This window comes from Pseudomonas salmasensis (genome assembly GCF_014268375.2).
In the GTDB taxonomy this organism is placed as follows: Bacteria; Pseudomonadota; Gammaproteobacteria; order Pseudomonadales; family Pseudomonadaceae; genus Aquipseudomonas; species Aquipseudomonas salmasensis.
In genome coordinates, this window is record NZ_CP077083.1 from 848,529 (window position 1) to 866,715 (window position 18,187).

The following is an 18,187-nucleotide window of genomic DNA, read 5'->3' on the forward strand; positions in this document are numbered from 1 at the left end:
TTCCTCAGGTAACAATGACTACGGTTTAGCTCCATACTAGCCAACGCAACACATCGGGGACCAGTTAAAGGCGCTTGAGCAAGCGCCCCCTCCTGTACCTACCCCGCAAACCCACCCTCATCCAAAAAAACCTGTTCCGCAGCGGTGGTCTTCCTCCCCAACACCTCATTGCGATGCGGAAACCGCCCGAACCGCTCGATGATATCGGCATGCTCCTTGGCCCAGTGATAAGTGCTGGCATCCAACTGCTGGTTCAGGGCCAGAGACCGTTGCTGGTCCTGCGGGTCTTCCGAATGTTCAAAAGGCAAATAGCAGAACGCACGTAACTGAGGTTCGACCTGTTGATCCAATCCCGCCTCCACCATCGTTCGCGCATATAACCGCGCCAGCGGGTCGGTGGCGAACATGTGCGCCGTGCCGCGAAAGGCGTTGCGCGGGTACTGGTCCAGCAGGATCAATAACGCCAACGCGCCATCCGCCGTGGTCAACCAGTCTTCGAGTTCACGCCGCGCCGCCTGCATATGGGTGGCGTGGAAGCGGTCGCGAAAGGCCGCATCGAACGCCTCGTCCTTGGCGAACCAACGCTTGGGCCCCGCCTGTTTCCAGAACGCGATTACGGCTTCGGCCGATTGAGGGGTCATGCTTACCTCGCTTAATGTTATAGAATAACGTCAATATTTTGCCTGCGTGTGATCCTCACCTTATGACTGACGCTATGACTTTACGCAAACGCCTGTTGTCCATCGACGCCCTGCGCGGCTTGGTGATCCTGTTTATGTTGCTGGACCACGTGCGTGAAACCTTCTTGCTGCACCGCCAGGTCAGCGACCCGATGAGCATAGACAGCACCGAGCCTGCGTTGTTTTTCAGCCGCACCCTGGCCCACTTATGCGCGCCGGTGTTTGTGCTGCTCACCGGATTGTCGGCCTGGCTGTACGGCCAAAAATATCAGGGCCGTCGTGACGTGTCGGCATTCTTGTTCAAGCGCGGGCTGTTCCTGGTGGTGCTGGAGTTCACTCTGGTCAACTTCGCGTGGACCTTCCAACTGCCGCCCAGCGTGATCTATATGCAAGTGATCTGGGCCATCGGCATCAGCATGATCGCCCTTGCCGCGCTGGTCTGGCTGCCGCGTGCCTGGCTGATCGGCTTGGCGCTGGTGATTATCGCCGGGCACAACCTGTTGGATGGGCTGCACTTTGCAGCGGGTTCGATGTGGCATGTGCCGTGGACGATCTTGCATGAACGCAACTGGATTGAAGTGTCTGACAACCTGCGCCTGCGCACCACCTATCCGGTGCTGCCATGGATCGGTGTGATTGCCCTGGGTTACGGCCTCGGGCCATGGTTTGCCAATGCCACGCTGCCGGCTGTGCGTCAGCGTTATTTACTGGTCGCGGGGGTGGGTGCGTTGGTGGGCTTTGGGCTGCTGCGCGCGCTCAATGGCTACGGCGAGCAGCCTTGGCAGGTGTATGACAGCGGCGTGCTGACGCTGATGAGCTTCTTCAACATTACCAAGTACCCGCCTTCGCTGTTGTTCCTGGCGTTGACTCTGGGAATTGGCATGCTGTTGCTGCTGGCATTTGAACGCGCCGGGCATAAGCGCTGGATCGGCGTGCTGGCAGTGTTCGGCGCGGCGCCGATGTTCTTTTATCTGTTGCACCTCTATGTGTTGAAAATCCTCTATGTCGCCTGCGTTGCGTTGCTTGGCCTCAACCATGGCAATTACTTTGGCTTCGACGGTATCGGTGCGGTGTGGCTGGCAGCGCTGCTGTTGCCGATTGCCCTGTACTTGCCGGTGCGCTGGTTCGCCGGCCTGAAAGCCCGGCGGCGCGACCTGGCATGGCTCAAATACCTCTGAGCTGATGCAGGGGGGCGAATATTGCCCCCTTCCCTTGTAGGAGCGAGCTTGCTCGCGAAAAACTCACAGGCGCCGCGTTCATTCAGAAGCTACGCGTAATTGTTGACGTTTTTTCGCGAGCAAGCTCGCTCCTACAGGTTGACTCGGCACGCAGTTGGCGAGCGGCGGTGACCATGTGGATGAGCGCCGCCTCGGTTTCCGGCCAGCCTCGCGTCTTCAAGCCGCAATCGGGGTTCACCCATAAGCGCTCCGCCGGAATCCGCTTGGCGGCCTTGCGCAGCAAGTGGGCCATTTCCGAGGCATCCGGCACCCGTGGCGAGTGGATGTCGTAGACCCCCGGGCCGATCTCATTCGGGTAGGCGAAAGCTTCGAACGCGTCGAGCAGTTCCATGTCCGAGCGTGAAGTCTCGATGGTGATCACGTCGGCATCCATGGCGGCGATGGACTCGATCACATCGTTGAATTCGCTGTAGCACATGTGGGTGTGGATCTGGGTTTCATCGCCCACGCCACTGGCGCACAGGCGGAACACTTCGGTGGCCCAGTCCAGGTAGTGCTGCCACTGCGCCTGGCGCAATGGCAAGCCTTCACGAAAGGCCGCTTCGTCGATCTGCACGATCTTGATGCCGGCCGCTTCCAGGTCCACCACTTCGTCACGAATCGCCAGGGCCAGTTGCCGGGCCTGCATTTCGCGGCTCAGGTCTTCCCGTGGGAATGACCACATCAGCATGGTCACCGGGCCTGTGAGCATGCCCTTCATCACCTTGTCGGTGAGGCCTTGGGCATAGCGAATCCACTCCACGGTCATGGCTTTGGGACGGCTCAGGTCACCGACAATCACTGCGGGTTTCACGCAGCGCGAACCGTAACTCTGCACCCAACCGAAACGGGTAAACACGTAGCCATCCAATTGTTCGGCGAAGTACTCGACCATGTCGTTACGCTCGGCTTCACCGTGCACCAACACGTCCAGACCGAGGTTTTCCTGCACCTCAACCGCATGCTTGATCTCACTGTGCATGGCTTCGATGTATTCGGCTTCGCTCAACTTGCCAGCCTTATACGACTGGCGCGCCAGGCGGATCGACGCGGTCTGCGGGAACGAGCCGATGGTGGTGGTTGGAAACAACGGCAGGTTAAGCCCGGCCCGCTGTTTTTCGATGCGCTGGGCAAACGGCGACTGACGCTGGCTGTCCTGGGCAGTAATGGCGGCGACACGGGCCTGAACAGCGGGTTTATGGATACGTGACGATGCAGCACGAGCCACCTGCACGGCGCGGCTTTCGGCCAGGGCGGCGAGTACGTCAGGTGCTGAGGGCTGGTCAACCGCCTTGGCCAGTAGCGCCACTTCCGCGCACTTCTGCACGGCGAAGGCCAGCCAGCTTTTCAGTTCGGCATCCAACTGGTCTTCCCGCTCAAGATCTACCGGGCTGTGCAGCAGCGAGCAGGACGGTGCGACCCACAGGCGATCGCCCAACTTCTCATGGGCATGCTGCAAGGTGGCCAGGGCTTTTTCCAGGTCGCAGCGCCACACGTTTCGGCCGTTGACCACGCCCAGGGACAACACCTTATATGCTGGCAGGCGGTCGAGGATGGTCGGGTACTGGTCCGGCGCACGCACCAGGTCGATATGCAGGCCATCCACCGGCAGGTTGGCGGCCAGGCCGAGGTTTTCTTCCAGGCCGCCGAAGTAAGTGGCCACCAATTTTTTCAGCGGGTCGCGCTGGATCAGGTTATAGGCGCGCTCAAAAGCGTTCTTCCACTCCTGGGGCAGATCAAGCGCCAGGATCGGCTCGTCGATCTGCACCCACTCCACGCCCAATTCGGCCAGGCGCTGGAAGATCTGGCCATACAGCGGCAGCAGTCGCTCGAGCAGGTCGAGCTTGTCGAAGTCAGCGCCCTTGGCCTTGCCCAGCCACAAGTAGGTCAGCGGGCCGATCACCACGGGCTTGACGCGGTGCCCCAGGTCGAGGGCTTCTTGGACCTCTTCGAACAGTTGGTCCCACGCCAGGTGGAATTGCTGATCGACGCTGAACTCCGGCACCAGATAGTGATAGTTGGTATCGAACCACTTGGTCATCTCCTGGGCATGGGCACCGCCGCAGCAGCTGTCACTGACGCCACGGGCCATGGCGAACAAGGTATGCAGAGTGGCCTGGCCATCGGCCGGGCGGAACCGCTCGGGGACCACACCGAACATTAACGAGTGGGTCAGCACCTGGTCGTACCAGGCAAAATCACCCACCGGCAGCAGTTCGATGCCGGCTTGCTGTTGCAGCGCCCAGTGGGTGCTGCGCAAATCACGGCCAACGGCGCGCAGGCCGGCTTCGTCGAGCTCACCCTTCCAGAACGCTTCCTGCGCTTTTTTCAGTTCACGATCGCGTCCAATGCGTGGAAACCCGAGGGAATGAGCGACTGCCATGACTTACAACTCCGATGGTGTGATTGATGGCGGTCATTGTCGGCACAGGGGTGTCTTGAGACAAACTCATTTTGTTCTAGATCATCACAAGATTTACTCATGTTTAGGTGGGCATGATATTGGCGGCGCTACTGTGGGGTTTGTGTTGCCAGGGCGGCCGTCATCGCGGCCTCGCTTAGGCTCGAGCGCTCCCACAGTTTGGGCGGGGTGATTCTTATGAACGGTCATACTTACGCCCTATGCTTAACGTGGCGCGCAAAATCCGCCGGCTAACCTTTCGATCTGTTCCAAGTGCGGGCACAATGCGTGTCCTTTTTTGGCAGGCACCGCCGCAGGCTCTCAAAAATGATCAAAACGCCGTACTACCTCATCGATAAACAGAAGCTTCTGGTCAACATGCAGAAGATTGCCTACGTGCGCGAACAGTCCGGCGCCAAGGCTCTGCTGGCGCTCAAGTGCTTTGCCACCTGGTCGGTGTTCGACTTGATGCAGCAATACATGGACGGCACCACCTCGTCGTCGCTGTATGAGTTGAAGCTTGGTCGCCAGAAGTTCGAAGGTGAAGCGCACGCCTACAGCGTGGCCTGGGCCGACGATGAAATCGAAGAGATGCTGGAGAACTGCGACAAGATCATCTTCAACTCCATCAGCCAGCTGCAGCGTTTTGCCGAACGCAGCGAAGGCAAGACCCGCGGCCTGCGTGTGAACCCGCAGGTGAGCAGCTCTGACTACCTGCTGGCCGACCCGGCGCGCCCGTTCAGCCGCCTGGGCGAGTGGGACCCGGTGAAGATCGATAGCGTGATCGACCAGATCTCCGGTTTCATGTTCCACAACAACTGCGAGAACGGCGACTTCAGCCTGTTCGACAAGATGCTCGGCACCATCGAGGAACGCTTCGGTGCGCTGCTGCACAAGGTCAAGTGGGTCAGCCTCGGCGGCGGCATCCATTTCACCGGTGAAGGCTATGCACTGGACGCGTTCTGCGCGCGGCTCAAAGAGTTCTCCGAGAAGTACGGCGTGCAGGTCTACCTGGAACCCGGCGAAGCGGCGATCACCAACAGCGCCTCCCTGGAAGTCACCGTGCTCGACACCCTCTACAACGGCAAGAATCTCGCCGTGGTAGACAGCTCCATCGAAGCCCACCTGCTGGACCTGCTGATCTACCGCCTCAACGCCAAGCTGGCGCCGAGCGAGGGTGAACACACCTACATGGTGTGCGGCAAATCCTGCCTGGCCGGGGACATCTTCGGCGAGTATCAATTTGATCGTCCGCTGGCCATCGGCGATCGGCTGTCGTTCATCGACACCGCAGGCTACACCATGGTCAAGAAAAACTGGTTCAACGGCCTGAAAATGCCGTCCATCGTAGTGAAACAACTCGACGGTACAGTCGAGGTGGTTCGTGAATTTGGTTACGACGACTACCTGTCCAGCCTGTCCTGAGCTGGCGGATAAAGGAGAGATAAAGCAATTGAAAAAGAACGTTCTTATCATTGGTGCAGGAGGTGTCGCCAAGGTGGTGGCCCACAAGTGCGCGCAGCACAACGACGAACTCGGTCGTATTGCTATCGCGTCGCGCAACATCTCCAAATGCCAGGCCATCATCGACAGCGTCAAGGCCAAGGGTAGCCTCAAGGTTCCCGCCGATATCCAAGCCTTCGCGCTGAACGCCCTGGACGTGGAAGCGACCAAGGCCCTGATCCGCGAGACCGATTCGCAGATCGTCATCAACGTTGGCTCCGCCTTCCTCAACATGTCGGTACTGCGTGCCTGCATCGACACGGGCGTGGCTTACCTCGACACCGCCATCCACGAAGAGCCGGGCAAGGTCTGCGAGACCCCGCCGTGGTACGGCAACTACGAGTGGAACCACCTGCAAGAGTGCAAACAGAAGAACATCACCGCCATCCTTGGCGTGGGCTTCGACCCAGGTGTCGTCAACGCGTACGCCGCGCTGGCGCAGCAAGAGCATTTCGACCGCATTGATTCGATCGACATTCTCGACGTCAATGCCGGCTCCCATGGCAAATACTTCGCCACCAATTTCGATCCGGAAATCAACTTCCGCGAATTCACCGGGCAGGTGTGGAGCTGGCAGAACAGCCAGTGGACCAGCAACACCATGTTCGAAGTCAAACGCACCGACGACCTGCCAGTAGTCGGTTCGCAGAACCTCTACCTCACCGGCCACGATGAAGTGCACTCGCTGTCGAAAAACCTCGACGTGCCCAACGTGCGTTTCTGGATGAGCTTCGGCGAACACTACATCAACGTGTTCACCGTGCTGAAAAACCTCGGCCTGCTCTCCGAACAGCCGGTCAAGACCGCCGAAGGCCTGGAAGTGGTGCCGTTGAAAGTGGTCAAGGCCGTGCTGCCCGACCCGTCTTCGCTCGCACCGGGCTACACCGGCAAGACCTGCATCGGTGACCTGGTCAAAGGCACCAAGAATGGCCAGCCGCGTGAGATGTTTATCTACAACGTGGCTGATCACGAAGAGGCCTATGCCGAGACCGACAGCCAGGGCATCTCCTACACCGCAGGTGTTCCACCGGTAGCCGCTGCGCTGCTGGTGGCGCGTGGCGAGTGGGATGTGAAGCACATGGCCAACGTCGAGGAACTGCCGGCTGAGCCGTTCCTCAAGGCGCTGGATGTGATGGGCTTGCCGACTCGGATCAAAGACGAGCACGGTGATCGGGCTTGGGATGCGATGGCCTGATAGGCGATAGTTGACCGAGCAAAAGAATGCGCCCCCAGGGGCGCATTTTTTGTTTGGGCTCACCTGCAACTCAAAGAACAATAAAGATCAAAATGTGGGAGCGGGCTTGCCTGCGAAGGCGGTGTGTCAGTCAATGATTCTTCAACTGAACCACCGCTTTCGCAGGCAAGCCAGCTCCCACATTGGCCGTGCATTACCCACGGAATCAGCGCCCGACACCAATCCCCTGTAGGAGCGAGCTTGCTCGCGAAAAACGTCAACGATAACGCGCGCTTTCAGAATAAACGCGGCGTCTTTGTGTTCTTCGCGAGCAAGCTCGCTCCTACAAAAAGCCATTAGCGCTTGCTCGAGGGCGGTTGTAAGTTGAACCACCGCTTTCGCAGGCAAGCCAGCTCCCACAATGAATCGGCGGTGTATCTGGAGCTTCGGTTCACTCCAGATTGCGCGCCGAATTACTCAGTGCCCTTGAGCACTGCAACAGCGCCGGCGCTAGTTGTCGCTCGGCGTCCGCCTGGCTCCAGCGGCTGGTCGGCGCCACCACATGCACGGCGGCCACGGGCCGGCCATTGGCGCCCAGCACCGGCGCGCCAATGGTCATGTCGCCGAGGAACAGTTCCTGGGTGTTCACCGCATAACCCTGCGCCCTCACCTGCTCCAACGACGCCATGATCGCCTCGACCTCAGTCAACGTGCGGTTGGTATGCGCCACTCGCTGGCTGTTCTCGATCAAGGCCAATGCCTCCTCTTGCGGCAACGCACTCAAATACGCTCGCCCCGACGCCGTGCAGTACATCGGTACCCGTGAGCCAATCGGCATATGCACCGGCACGAACCCCGAGCTGACAAAGCGCGCAATGTAGGTCATGTCATAACCTGCGGGCTCAGTCAGGCACGACGTCTCGCCGGTCAACCGGGTCAACTCGGACAAGAACGGGTTGGCCACTTCAATCAGCGAATGCGCATCCAGGTAACTGAAGCCCAACTCCAACACCCGAGGGGTGAGTTGGTAATGGCGTGTGCGCGAGTGTTTCCGAAGGTAACCCAGGCTTTCGAGGGTAAACACCATGCGCTGAGCCGAGCTTTTGGTCATGCCGGCGGCCTCTGCCACCTCTGCAAGGCTCATGCTGCGGCGCTGTGCGCTGAAAGCCTTGAGTACCGACAGGCCTTTTTCCAGGGATTGGTTGTGCAAACTGTTGCGGTCTTCGGGCATGGCGAACTCGCGGTCAGGTGGCTCAGGCGTGGTGATACTTCTACCTTAAAAGCTCATTAATGACCATTAAATATCGCATATCGATACGAAAGGTGCATTTTTAAAACTTTATGTAGTCATTTACGATTTTTCCGATTCGAAATGGCATAGAGCTTGCGGTTTCATCGCCAGCCGCTTGCGGTACTGACTTTCCGTTTTTCTTCTGGAGTAACCCGATGAACAGTCTTTCGCCCTTGTTTCGCCGCCTTGCCTTCGGCCTGTGCGCCACGCTCTGCATCAGCGTCGCGCACGCAGGCAGTGCGCCCTCGTACAAAGTCGGTGCAACCGCCAGTGGTTCACCGTTTACCTTCCTCGATATCAAGAGCAACAGCATCCAGGGCGTGATGGTCGACGTGGCCGAAGCCGTCGGCAAGGCCGGTGGGTTCAGCAGCCAGATCGAGCAGACCAACTTTGCCGCGCTGATCCCATCCCTGACGTCCGGCAAGCTGGACTTTATTTCCGCCGGCATGCTCAAGACCCCGGAGCGCACCCAGGTGGTCGACTTCAGTGCCCCGGTTTACGCCTATGGTGAAGGGCTGATCGTCAGTGCCGACGACGATACCGCCTACCCTGACCTCATGCCGCTCAAAGGCCAGGTCGTCGGCGTGCAAGCCGGCACGATCTTCTACGACCAACTGAACAAGCTGGGCATCTTCAAGGAAATCCGCACCTACGACTCCATCGGCGAGATGGTTCGCGACCTGTCCCTGGGCCGCATCAAGGCGGCCGTGGGTGACCAGCCGGTGGTGGCCTACCAGATCCGCCAGAAGCTGTTCAAAGGCGTGAAACTGGCGCCTGACTACAAGCCCACCAATGTTGGCGAAGTGTGCCTGGTGGTGCGTAAGGGCGATGCCGCGACCCTCGAACGCTTGAACACCGCCATCGCCAGTATCAAGGCCGACGGCACGCTGGAAAGCATCCTCAAAAAATGGGGGCTGGACGCCCAGGAGCGCCCATGAACCTGGCTGAGTTCCTGCAGAACGCCCAGGACTTCCTGCCGATCCTGCTGCAAGGCGCCTGGGTGACGATCCAGATCACCGTGCTGTCGTTTCTGCTCAGCAGCGCCATCGGCCTGGTGCTGGCGTTGCTCAAGCTGTCGCCGATTCGTGCGCTGTCCTGGACCGCCAGCACCATCATCAACGTGATCCGGGGGCTGCCGATTATCGTGCAGCTGTTCTACATCTACTTCGTGCTGCCGGACATGGGCATTCACCTCACGGCGTTTTATGCCGGGGTGATCGGCATGGGCATCGCCTACTCGGCGTACCAGGCCGAGAACTTTCGCACCGGCATCATCGCCGTCGAACAAGGCCAACGTGAAGCCGCCGAAGCCTTGGGGATGCGCACCGGGCTGATGATGCGCCGGGTGATTCTGCCCCAGGCGTTTCGCATCGCCCTGCCGCCCTACGGTAACACCCTGGTGATGATTCTCAAGGACTCCTCGCTGGTGTCGACCATCACCGTCGCCGAGATGACCCGCCAGGGCCAACTGATCGCCTCGTCGACCTTCCAGAACATGACCGTCTACACCCTGGTCGCCCTGCTCTACCTGTTGATGAGCCTGCCGCTGGTGTATGGCCTGCGTCGCATGGAGCAGTACCTGGGCCGGAGGAAAAAAGCATGATCGAGATTCGCCAGCTGCAAAAACACTACGGTGACCACCGCGTCCTGCACGGCGTCGACCTCGACGTGGCCAAGGGCGAAGTGGTGTGCCTGATCGGCCCCTCGGGCTCGGGTAAATCCACCCTGCTGCGCTGCATCAACGCTTTGGAAGCCTACGACGGCGGGCATATCAACGTGTTCGGTGAAACCGTACAGCGTGGCAGCAAGACCGTACACGCTCTGCGCAGCCGCATGGGCATGGTGTTCCAGCGCTTCAACCTGTTCCCCCATCGCACGGTGCTGGAAAACGTGATGGAAGGCCCGGTGTACGTCAAAGGCGAACCGCCCCGCCAAGCCCGCGAAGAAGCGCTGGTGCTGCTGGAAAAAGTCGGCCTGAGTGCAAAGGCCGATGCTTACCCGGAACAGCTTTCCGGCGGCCAGCAGCAACGCGTGGCCATCGCCCGCGCCCTGGCAATGAAACCCGACGCCATGCTGTTCGACGAACCTACCTCAGCCCTCGACCCGGAACTGGTCGGCGATGTGTTGGCGGTGATGCGTACCCTGGCCGATGAAGGCATGACCATGATTGTGGTCACCCACGAAATGGGCTTTGCCCGCGAAGTGGCCGACCGTGTGTGTTTCCTGCATGGCGGCTATATCGTCGAAAGCGGCCCCGCCGAACAGGTACTGGGCAACCCGCAACATGCGCGCACCCAGGACTTCCTGCGGCGCGTGCTGCACCCCACGGGCAACACGCGGAGCCTGTCATGAAGTCGTTGTGGTCAGCCACTGCGCCGTCAGTGGTGTCAACGCCGGCCCTGAGCGAATCGGTGAAGGTTGACGTAGCGATTGTCGGTGCCGGCTATACCGGCTTGTCGACCGCGCTGCACCTGGCCGAGCGCGGCGTGCGCGTGTGTGTGCTGGAGGCCCATGAGCCAGGTTGGGGCGCCTCGGGGCGCAACGGTGGGCAGGTCAACCCTACGCTCAAGTATGACCCGGAGCAGTTGGTACAAAAGTACGGGCCGGAACGCGCCGAGGCATTGATCGCCACGGTGTCGAACTCGGCAGACCTGGTGTTCAAGCTGATCGAGCGCCATGGCATCGACTGCGCGCCGGTGCGCAAGGGTTGGATGCAGGTGTCGTACAGTGAAAAGGCGGTGGCCGGGCTGCATGCGCGGGCCGAACAATGGGCCCGCCGCGGCGTGCCGGTACAGCGCCTGGACGCCCACGCAGTGGCAGCGCGCATGGGCAGTTCGGCGTTTGCCGGCGGCTGGCTGGATGGGCGTGCCGGGGCGATTCAACCCTTGGCCTATGCCCGTGGGTTGGTGGCGGCGGCGTTGGCGGCGGGCGCCCGCATTCATGGCCAAAGTGCGGTGACAGGTTTGCAGCGCGAGGGCTCGGCCTGGCAGTTGCAGACCGCCGGCGGTGCCCAGGTCACGGCGGACCAAGTGGTGCTGGCCACCAATGGCTACAGCGATCACTTATGGCCAGGCATGGCCCAGAGCATCCTCGCGGCCAACAGTTTTATCGTCGCCACCAAGCCATTGAGCGGCCGCGCAGCCGAAAGCATCTTGCCGGGCCAGGAAACCGTGTCCACCGCGCAACGCTTGCTGCTGTATTTTCGCAAAGACGCGTATGGGCGCCTGCTGATGGGCGGCCGCGGCCTGTTCAACGACCCCACCGGGCCGGCCGATTTTGCCCACCTGGAGCGCTCCCTGGCGCTGCTGTTTCCGCAACTGGGCCCATTGGAATTCGACTACCGCTGGGCCGGGCGCATCGCGATCACTCGGGACTTCATGCCCCATGTCCACGAACCGGCGCCGGGGCTCACCTTGGCGCTGGGTTGCAATGGGCGCGGGATCGCGCTGTGTACCAGCCTGGGCCAGCAATTGGCTGGGCGGCTGTGCAACAGCACGGCAGACTTCGCCTACCCGATAACGCCGTTGCAGCGTTTGCCCTTGCATGGCTTGCAGCGGTTCTATATTGGGGCGGGCGTGGCCTGGTATAGCTTGTTGGATCGGTTGAACGTCGGTTAAATCGCCAATCACGCTTACAACTGTCAATTCCAACAGGTTACCGACTCCGTGAATGCCGTTAGTCTGAGCGAGCCAGTCATCGATTGGCTCACCCATTCACCATGTGCGAAAGGAATCGTCCATGATACGGCAACCCACTTCAAACAACTTCGCGGCACGCTTGGCTGGCCTGGTCTATAGCACCTGCTGCTACCTGGTTTTCCTATTCACCTTGCTTTACATGATGGGCTTCGTGGGGGCTGTGGTCGTACCCAAGCACATCGACTCCGGCGCGGGCGTCGACTGGGCACTGGCACTCATGATCAATACGTCACTGATCATTGTGTTTGGTGTCCAGCACAGCGCCATGGCGCGGAAGCGCTTCAAACGCTGGATGGCAGTCTTCGCCCTGGCAGCGGTGGAGCGTTCTACCTATGTGTTGCTCTCCAGCCTGATGCTCGCGCTGCTGTTCTGGCAGTGGCGGCCTATTACGCACACCGTTTGGGAAGTTGACGCCGCCTGGGCCAAGGCACTGCTGAGCGGCCTCTTCTGGCTGGGCTGGGGCATCGTGGTGCTGGCAACTTTCTTGATCAGTCACTTCGAGTTGTTCGGGCTGAAACAGGCCATTGATCGCTGGCGCAACGCCCCACCGTCGGGCCTGACATTCCGGACGCCGCTGCTCTACAAAGTCGTGCGTCATCCGCTGTACCTGGGCTTCCTGATCGCCTTTTGGGCAACGCCGCTTATGACCGTGGGGCATCTGGTGTTTGCGCTGGGGATGTCGGTGTATCTCTTCATCGGCGCCCGTTTCGAAGAACGGGATTTGGTGGCGCTGTTTGGTGAGCGGTATCGGCGTTATCAGCGTGAGGTAGGCATGATCGTGCCGCGCCTCAACAGGCCCCGCCACTAATCCACTGTAGGAGCGAGCTTGCTCGCGAAGATCGTCAACGATAACGCGGGCAACCTGGATGACCGCAGGGCCTGGGCGTTTTTCGCGAGCAAGCTCGCTCCTACAGTGGGGTATGGTCTCGGACGCTTCCCACAGCTGTTTCAGGTTGTCGCTCGGAACTTCACTGACTAACCTCTGGGCCGTCGCTGCCAATTCAGCGGCCGGATTTGACCGTCCGATTAATTAAGGACTGCTGCAGCCAAAACCTATTTCAGGCGTTTTTTTCACGCCTGAGGTATCGTGTCGCGGCGGCTGTACGCGGGATACCTTCGGGTATGCCGGATTTCCTTAGATTGCCGGTCGGTCAACCCGCGTACAGCTGCCACCCTCCTCGCTTGACCGCGAATGTTGGCAGCTCCACCAATCTTAGGACCTTCAACATGATCAAAGAGACCTCAACCCCACTAGAAACGCTCTTCACCGTGCGGCCTGACATCGGCACGGAGACCTTACTGATCAATGCCTCTCAAGACTTATCATCCATCACCGACATCGCCACCCACCTCGCCTTTGAAATCGACGGTACCCAACGCAACGTAGCGCTGGGCATCTGCCGCATGCTCGAAGGTGTGCAGTTGCTCGTGGACAAGGCGCTGGATGACACCCATCCAGCCACTTGACCTGATGCTCGCGCCGCGCCCTTACCCACTGTAGGAGCGAGCTTGCTCGCGAAGATCGTCAACGATGACGCGGGCAACCTGGGTGACCGCAGGGCCTGGAAGTTTTTCGCGAGCAAGCTCGCTCCTACAGTGGGGTATGGTCTCGGACGTTTCCCACAGCTGTTTCAGGTTGTCGCTCGGAACTTCACTGACTAACCTCTGGGCCGTCGCTGCCAATTCAGCGACCGGATTTGACCGTCCGACTCCCAACTGCACCTGTGCCACATCGAATCAGGCGTTTTCTTTACGCCTGCTGTATCGTGTCGCGGCAGCTGTACGCGGGATACCTCCGGGTATGCCGGGCTCCTTGGGACCGGTCGGTCAACCCGCGTATAGCTGCCACCCTAATTCGTTTGACCGCGAACCGTGGCAGCTCCATATCCCTTGGAGTTTCACCGTGATCAAAGACAGCCCCAACCCACCAGAACAACTCTTCAATGTGCGCTCCGGCCTGGGCACCGAAACCCTGCTGATCAACGCGTCCCAGGATCTAGCCTCCATCACCGACATCGCCACCCATCTAGCCTTTGAAATCGACGGCACCCAACGCAACGTAGCGCTGGGCATCTGCCGCATGCTCGAAGGTGTGCAGTTGCTCGTGGACAAGGCACTGGATGACACCCATCCGGCCACTTGACCTGATGCTCGCGCCGCGCCCTTACCCACTGTAGGAGCGAGCTTGCTCGCGAAGATCGTCAACGATGACGCGGGCAACCTGGAAGACCGCAGAGCCTGGGCGTTTTTCGCGAGCAAGCTCGCTCCTACAGTGACCGTTCCCAAGCTCTGCATGCCCGGGCGCTCTGCGTCAGGCTGTGCGAGGTGACGCCGAGCGTCACTGCATGCATTACCACGCAGAGCGTGGGACCGACCGAATAGCGGCCTCTACACACTGAAATATGCCACGCAAGCATTCAGTAAAGGGAGCCGGAAGGCGATCCTTATGAAGTAACATTATAAAAAACTGTCATTTCCTACAGGTTCTCGTAAGAGAACTGTCACTCAGTATGACTGCGTATCACTTTCTCTCTCGCTACTTATCAGGAACTGCCCATGATCTACTCTCTATCCGGAAACTACGACGGCGGATCCAGTAACGTATTCCGTCTGACTATTAAAAAGTTCGATCAGTCAGCAGGTTCCTTCAGTGGAGAATTTCATTATTTGCTTACCAGCATATCGGAGCCCGTCAGTGGCCACTATCACCTTTACGGAGATGGTCGAGACGAGACCGTGCTCTGGTTTGAAACCAGTGGCGGTTCGTGGCGTTGGGAAGCGGATTACGTTAACGGCTCCCCCTCTTTTGAGAAATGGACAGCCAAACGCACGTCCAGTAACGGCGACATCGAAACTGAATTCTTGAAAGAGACCGCCTAATTTATGACAACCTAGACTGAACGAGATGAAGTTTGGTTTTGAGCGCCGATTCGACTTCAGTCTGATGCTCGTCCCCATGCCCGTGGGAATGATCTCAAAAAACCGACCACCCAATCCGCTCACTCAACAATTCCAACGCCTTCATCCCCGCCAGCGAATTACCCGCTGCGTTCAGCTCCGGCGACCACACGCACACCGTGAACTGCCCCGGCACCACCGCGACGATCCCGCCGCCGACCCCGCTCTTGCCCGGCAGGCCCACGCGGTAGGCAAAATTGCCCGCCTCGTCGTATAGCCCGCTGGTGGCCATGATCGAGTTCACTTGCTTGGTCTGGCGCGCCGTCAGCACCTGCTCGCCACTGTGGGCACTCACGCCTTCGTTGGCCAGGAAGCTGAACGCCCGGGCCAGATCCAGGCAGCTCATCTGCAGCGCGCAATAGTTGAAGTAGCTGTGCAGCACAGCGTCCACATCGTTATGAAAGTTGCCGAACGACTTCATCAGATACGCCATGGCCGCATTGCGCGCACCGTGCTGGGCTTCCGATTCGGCCACCACGCTGTTGACCAGGATCTGCGGGTTGCCCGACAGGCGCCGTACAAAATCGCGCATCGACAGAATCGGCACGGCGAAGCGTGACTGGTTGATGTCGCAGATCACCAGCGCGCCAGCATTGATAAAGGGATTGCGCGGGCGTCCACGCTCGAACTCCAATTGCACCATGGAATTGAATGGCTGCCCCGAGGGCTCATGGCCCAAGCGTTCCCAGATGGTTTCGCCGCCATGGTCGATGGCCTGCACCAGGCTGAAGACCTTGGAAATACTCTGCACCGAAAACAGCGTGTCGGCATCACCGGCGCAGTAAGCCGCGCCGTCGTTGCCGTATACCGCGATGCCGAGTTGGTGGGCGGGCACGTCGGCCAGCGCGGGGATGTAATCGGCGACTTTGCCGAGGCCGATCAAGGGGCGCACTTCGTCGAGGATCGACTCCAGCAGCGCCTGCATAGCTTGTCCTGTCATCTTTGTTTGAATCAGTGGTAAACGAGGCGCGGAGGATACGTCACTGAGCGCGCAACACCCACACAATCTCTACCACCCGCTCGGCAACCACCACGTAGATCAGGATCAACAACAGTTGCAACGCCAAGTGATAACGCAATTTGGCCAGGCGGCGAATGCCGTCGCTGACGTTCAACAACATCAGCAGCGTCGACAACACAATCAAGCCCCAGCCCGCAACGCTGGACGCGAATACACCGATCAGCAACTCGTGCGGCCCCATCAACGCGTTGGTCCCCGCCGCAAACAACAGCGCGCAGACCAACAGGTTCTTGACGTTGTCGAAAATCTGCGTGCTCAGGTCGTTTTCCAGCAACGCCAGATACCGCGTCCATAAAGTGCGCATGCTTGAGTACCGAGTGGGAAGGCTCGTCAATCAAGGTAGTTCAATTGTGGACGCTGTCGAGCTTTGGCCAGGCTTAGAAATGCGCCACATCCGACACTTCCTCATCCAGCACGTCCTGGGCCAGCGCCCAGGCACGGTCCTTGGACTCCACCACCAGCAGCGGGTAGCCCCAGGCCTTGCCGAATGTCACGGCGAAAGGCTTGAGGGCCAGGCGCTTGGCGGCGCTGGGCTCCACCTGGATCATGCCTTTGACGTACGCGCGCAAGGCTGCTTTGTTTTTCTTCATCCAGATAGAGGCGCGCTTGCGCTCGTCGTGGGCGTGTTCGTGATTGTTTTCATCCACGGCTTTTTCGTGCAGCAGCAAGAAGGGCTGCTCACGGGCCAGCAGGCGTTCGAAGGTCAGGAAGGCGTCTTCCGGCCCGCCCTCGTTAGGCGCGTCAAAAAAGATTTTCACCACGGGGAAAGTTGAACTGTCGAGTCGCATGGCAAAGCTCCTTGGATGAGATTGGTTCTCATCATAGAGCGCAGGACGCTGGACAGCATTGCACAGAATAGCCAGAATATTTCGCAATCCAGCCAAGGCAGTTATCACCATGGTTCATCACCGCCTCGACCAGTACGACCCCTGCCGGGTTCGCGACGCCGCCGCCATCCCTCGCTCGATAGTGGCCGTGGGCGCTTCGAGTACGTCCGAACGCTGGGAACATACCCCTCACCACCATCAACACGGGCAGTTGATCTACACCCTGCGCGGCGTGGTGCATTGCGTGATCGAGGCGGGTATCTGGATCGTGCCGCCGCAATGCGCCTTGTGGATTCCCGGCGGTGTGACCCACGCGGCCCGCGGTGCCGGCGAAGCGGATGTGTACTGCCTGTTGATCAACCCGGACGCCGCCAGCGCCCTGCCCCGGCAATGTTGCACGCTGTCGGTGTCGCCATTGCTGCACGAATTGGTCGGCAAGGCGGTCAGCTTTCCGCCGCTCTACGACGAAGACGGCGCCCAGGGCCGGCTGGTGGCGACGTTACTCGACGAGTTGGCCCAGGCCCCCATCGAAGCCCTGCATTTGCCCATGCCCCAAGACCCTCGCTTGCATCGGCTGGCCAACAGTTTATTGGCCAACCCCGGCGACAAATCCACCCTGGGCGAATGGGCCGTGCGCATCGGCATGAGCGAACGCAGCATGACCCGCCTGCTGCTGGAAGAGATCGGCCTGAGCTTCGGTCGCTGGCGCCGCCAGTTGCATGTAATCCTTTCACTCCAGCGCCTGGCCAACGGCGAGAGTGTGCAGAGCGTGGCACTGGACCTGGGCTATGAAAATGCCAGCGGCTTTATCACCATGTTCCGCAAGGCCATGGGCCAACCGCCGGCGCGTTACCTGGCGGACCGTGCCAGTACCGCTGGGCCGCGAAGCAACGCATCAACTATTGCGCTGACGTGAGCTGTTTGGATCTGATCTGATCGTTCCCACGCTCTGCGTGGGAATGCCTCCTGTGTCGCTCCGCGTCACGCGTAGGGACGCAGAGCGTCCTGGGCCGTATTCCCACGCGGAGCGTGGGAACAATCCACCGGTCAACTCAGCAGCTTCAACGCCCGTTGTTAAGCTTCTCATTGATTGCATCCGTTTGCCGTTCAATCTCCTTGATCGAGGTCGGCGTCACGACTTTGTCGATGGTTTCGGTCTTGGGATTCGCAGGTTCAAGCGTTTGCCCTTGGGTGGACTCGGCATTACCTTTTTGCACGTCTTCAGAGCTGACGGGGTCGGGGGTTTTATCGGCGGTCTTATGATCGGTCACAATGCAATCCTCCTGGCAATAGCGGGCCCCTGAGATGACGGCCCTATGCAGCAGAACCCTGCGAATCCGGATTGGTTCAAGTCAATTACCCCCCCTCACCACTGGGCAAAAAAGCACAAAAAAATTTAAACCTTTTACCCCCCTCT

Annotated in this window: 19 protein-coding genes; 12 read left to right on the forward strand and 7 right to left on the reverse strand. The window is 59.7% G+C overall.

All coding sequences use genetic code 11. From position 1 onward, the window contains the following. Nucleotides 1–98 precede the first annotated feature (98 nt). Nucleotides 99–641, reverse strand: coding sequence for a DUF924 family protein (locus HU731_RS03535; RefSeq protein ID WP_186608344.1), 543 nt, complete (start codon nt 639–641; stop codon nt 99–101). A gap of 62 nt (nt 642–703) precedes the next feature. Here HU731_RS03535 and HU731_RS03540 point away from each other — a divergent pair, with 62 nt between their 5' ends. After that, on the forward strand, nt 704–1,858 hold the full coding sequence (locus HU731_RS03540) for an acetyltransferase domain-containing protein (RefSeq protein ID WP_186608345.1): 1,155 nt from the start codon (nt 704–706) through the stop codon (nt 1,856–1,858). Between the two features lie 82 nt (nt 1,859–1,940). On the opposite strand, the gene metE is transcribed toward HU731_RS03540, so the two are convergent. Next, nucleotides 1,941–4,280: a 5-methyltetrahydropteroyltriglutamate--homocysteine S-methyltransferase gene (metE, locus tag HU731_RS03545; protein WP_186608346.1), complete on the reverse strand. Its 2,340-nt coding sequence runs from the start codon at nt 4,278–4,280 to the stop codon at nt 1,941–1,943. 345 nt (nt 4,281–4,625) lie between these two features. On the opposite strand from metE, the gene HU731_RS03550 reads away from it, so the two are divergent. Together HU731_RS03550 and HU731_RS03555 are read left to right on the forward strand one after the other, a co-directional pair. After that, a complete protein-coding gene (locus HU731_RS03550; RefSeq protein ID WP_186608347.1) occupies nt 4,626–5,723 on the forward strand; it encodes a carboxynorspermidine decarboxylase in 1,098 nt (365 codons plus the stop codon). Nucleotides 5,724–5,751: 28 nt separating this feature from the next. Next, complete coding sequence (locus HU731_RS03555) at nt 5,752–6,996, forward strand: saccharopine dehydrogenase family protein (protein ID WP_186608348.1); 1,245 nt, start codon at nt 5,752–5,754, stop codon at nt 6,994–6,996. Between the two features lie 430 nt (nt 6,997–7,426). Here HU731_RS03555 and HU731_RS03560 read toward each other — a convergent pair whose 3' ends face one another. Then, nucleotides 7,427–8,206, reverse strand: coding sequence for an IclR family transcriptional regulator (locus tag HU731_RS03560; RefSeq protein WP_186608349.1), 780 nt, complete (start codon nt 8,204–8,206; stop codon nt 7,427–7,429). A 215-nt stretch (nt 8,207–8,421) separates the two neighbouring features. On the opposite strand from HU731_RS03560, the gene HU731_RS03565 reads away from it, so the two are divergent. The 8 genes from HU731_RS03565 to HU731_RS03600 all read left to right on the forward strand — a co-directional run bounded on the left by HU731_RS03565 (nt 8,422) and on the right by HU731_RS03600 (nt 14,844). Further along, nucleotides 8,422–9,204 (forward strand): ABC transporter substrate-binding protein, encoded by a 783-nt coding sequence (locus tag HU731_RS03565; protein ID WP_186608350.1) that lies wholly within the window; start codon nt 8,422–8,424, stop codon nt 9,202–9,204. Then, complete coding sequence (locus HU731_RS03570) at nt 9,201–9,869, forward strand: amino acid ABC transporter permease (RefSeq protein WP_186608351.1); 669 nt, start codon at nt 9,201–9,203, stop codon at nt 9,867–9,869. The genes HU731_RS03565 and HU731_RS03570 overlap by 4 nt, the downstream gene beginning before the upstream one ends. After that, on the forward strand, nt 9,866–10,618 hold the full coding sequence (locus HU731_RS03575; RefSeq protein ID WP_186608352.1) for an amino acid ABC transporter ATP-binding protein: 753 nt from the start codon (nt 9,866–9,868) through the stop codon (nt 10,616–10,618). The genes HU731_RS03570 and HU731_RS03575 overlap by 4 nt, the downstream gene beginning before the upstream one ends. Then, the gene (locus HU731_RS03580; protein ID WP_186608353.1) at nt 10,615–11,883 is read left to right on the forward strand and encodes an NAD(P)/FAD-dependent oxidoreductase; all 1,269 of its coding nucleotides are present in this window, start codon (nt 10,615–10,617) and stop codon (nt 11,881–11,883) included. Before HU731_RS03575 ends, HU731_RS03580 begins: the two co-directional genes overlap by 4 nt. Nucleotides 11,884–12,004: 121 nt before the next feature. Beyond that, a complete protein-coding gene (gene mddA / locus HU731_RS03585; protein ID WP_186608354.1) occupies nt 12,005–12,772 on the forward strand; it encodes a methanethiol S-methyltransferase in 768 nt (255 codons plus the stop codon). Between the two features lie 419 nt (nt 12,773–13,191). After that, nucleotides 13,192–13,431 (forward strand): DUF6124 family protein, encoded by a 240-nt coding sequence (locus HU731_RS03590; RefSeq protein ID WP_186608355.1) that lies wholly within the window; start codon nt 13,192–13,194, stop codon nt 13,429–13,431. Nucleotides 13,432–13,867: 436 nt separating this feature from the next. Then, nucleotides 13,868–14,107, forward strand: a complete 240-nt coding sequence (locus tag HU731_RS03595; protein WP_186608356.1) for a DUF6124 family protein — start codon at nt 13,868–13,870, stop codon at nt 14,105–14,107. 413 nt (nt 14,108–14,520) lie between these two features. Further along, complete coding sequence (locus HU731_RS03600; protein ID WP_186608357.1) at nt 14,521–14,844, forward strand: hypothetical protein; 324 nt, start codon at nt 14,521–14,523, stop codon at nt 14,842–14,844. 94 nt (nt 14,845–14,938) lie between these two features. Here HU731_RS03600 and glsB read toward each other — a convergent pair whose 3' ends face one another. From glsB to HU731_RS03615, 3 genes are all read right to left on the reverse strand, one after another. Further along, a complete protein-coding gene (gene glsB, locus HU731_RS03605; protein WP_003191719.1) occupies nt 14,939–15,847 on the reverse strand; it encodes a glutaminase B in 909 nt (302 codons plus the stop codon). Nucleotides 15,848–15,902: 55 nt separating this feature from the next. Further along, nucleotides 15,903–16,247: a hypothetical protein gene (locus tag HU731_RS03610; protein ID WP_186608358.1), complete on the reverse strand. Its 345-nt coding sequence runs from the start codon at nt 16,245–16,247 to the stop codon at nt 15,903–15,905. A gap of 73 nt (nt 16,248–16,320) precedes the next feature. Continuing rightward, nucleotides 16,321–16,731, reverse strand: coding sequence for a hypothetical protein (locus HU731_RS03615; RefSeq protein ID WP_186608359.1), 411 nt, complete (start codon nt 16,729–16,731; stop codon nt 16,321–16,323). A gap of 109 nt (nt 16,732–16,840) precedes the next feature. On the opposite strand from HU731_RS03615, the gene HU731_RS03620 reads away from it, so the two are divergent. Beyond that, nucleotides 16,841–17,686 carry an AraC family transcriptional regulator gene (locus HU731_RS03620; protein ID WP_186608360.1) on the forward strand — a complete coding sequence of 282 codons (846 nt, stop codon included), beginning with the start codon at nt 16,841–16,843 and terminating at the stop codon, nt 17,684–17,686. Between the two features lie 145 nt (nt 17,687–17,831). Here the strand turns inward: HU731_RS03620 and HU731_RS03625 are convergent, their stop codons facing one another. Then, a complete protein-coding gene (locus HU731_RS03625; protein WP_186608361.1) occupies nt 17,832–18,041 on the reverse strand; it encodes a hypothetical protein in 210 nt (69 codons plus the stop codon). Nucleotides 18,042–18,187: the final 146 nt, after the last annotated feature.

What these genes read in the sequence shown, in the direction of transcription:
- HU731_RS03590 (WP_186608355.1), top strand. Translation starts at nt 13,192, where the DNA reads ATGATCAAAGAGACCTCAACCCCACTAGAAACGCTCTTCACCGTGCGG.
- HU731_RS03610 (WP_186608358.1), bottom strand. Translation starts at nt 16,247, where the DNA reads ATGCGCACTTTATGGACGCGGTATCTGGCGTTGCTGGAAAACGACCTG.
- mddA (WP_186608354.1), top strand. Translation starts at nt 12,005, where the DNA reads ATGATACGGCAACCCACTTCAAACAACTTCGCGGCACGCTTGGCTGGC.
- HU731_RS03600 (WP_186608357.1), top strand. Translation starts at nt 14,521, where the DNA reads ATGATCTACTCTCTATCCGGAAACTACGACGGCGGATCCAGTAACGTA.
- HU731_RS03565 (WP_186608350.1), top strand. Translation starts at nt 8,422, where the DNA reads ATGAACAGTCTTTCGCCCTTGTTTCGCCGCCTTGCCTTCGGCCTGTGC.
- HU731_RS03560 (WP_186608349.1), bottom strand. Translation starts at nt 8,206, where the DNA reads ATGCCCGAAGACCGCAACAGTTTGCACAACCAATCCCTGGAAAAAGGC.
- HU731_RS03570 (WP_186608351.1), top strand. Translation starts at nt 9,201, where the DNA reads ATGAACCTGGCTGAGTTCCTGCAGAACGCCCAGGACTTCCTGCCGATC.
- HU731_RS03615 (WP_186608359.1), bottom strand. Translation starts at nt 16,731, where the DNA reads ATGCGACTCGACAGTTCAACTTTCCCCGTGGTGAAAATCTTTTTTGAC.
- HU731_RS03580 (WP_186608353.1), top strand. Translation starts at nt 10,615, where the DNA reads ATGAAGTCGTTGTGGTCAGCCACTGCGCCGTCAGTGGTGTCAACGCCG.
- metE (WP_186608346.1), bottom strand. Translation starts at nt 4,280, where the DNA reads ATGGCAGTCGCTCATTCCCTCGGGTTTCCACGCATTGGACGCGATCGT.
- HU731_RS03550 (WP_186608347.1), top strand. Translation starts at nt 4,626, where the DNA reads ATGATCAAAACGCCGTACTACCTCATCGATAAACAGAAGCTTCTGGTC.
- HU731_RS03535 (WP_186608344.1), bottom strand. Translation starts at nt 641, where the DNA reads ATGACCCCTCAATCGGCCGAAGCCGTAATCGCGTTCTGGAAACAGGCG.
- HU731_RS03575 (WP_186608352.1), top strand. Translation starts at nt 9,866, where the DNA reads ATGATCGAGATTCGCCAGCTGCAAAAACACTACGGTGACCACCGCGTC.
- glsB (WP_003191719.1), bottom strand. Translation starts at nt 15,847, where the DNA reads ATGCAGGCGCTGCTGGAGTCGATCCTCGACGAAGTGCGCCCCTTGATC.
- HU731_RS03620 (WP_186608360.1), top strand. Translation starts at nt 16,841, where the DNA reads ATGGTTCATCACCGCCTCGACCAGTACGACCCCTGCCGGGTTCGCGAC.
- HU731_RS03540 (WP_186608345.1), top strand. Translation starts at nt 704, where the DNA reads ATGACTGACGCTATGACTTTACGCAAACGCCTGTTGTCCATCGACGCC.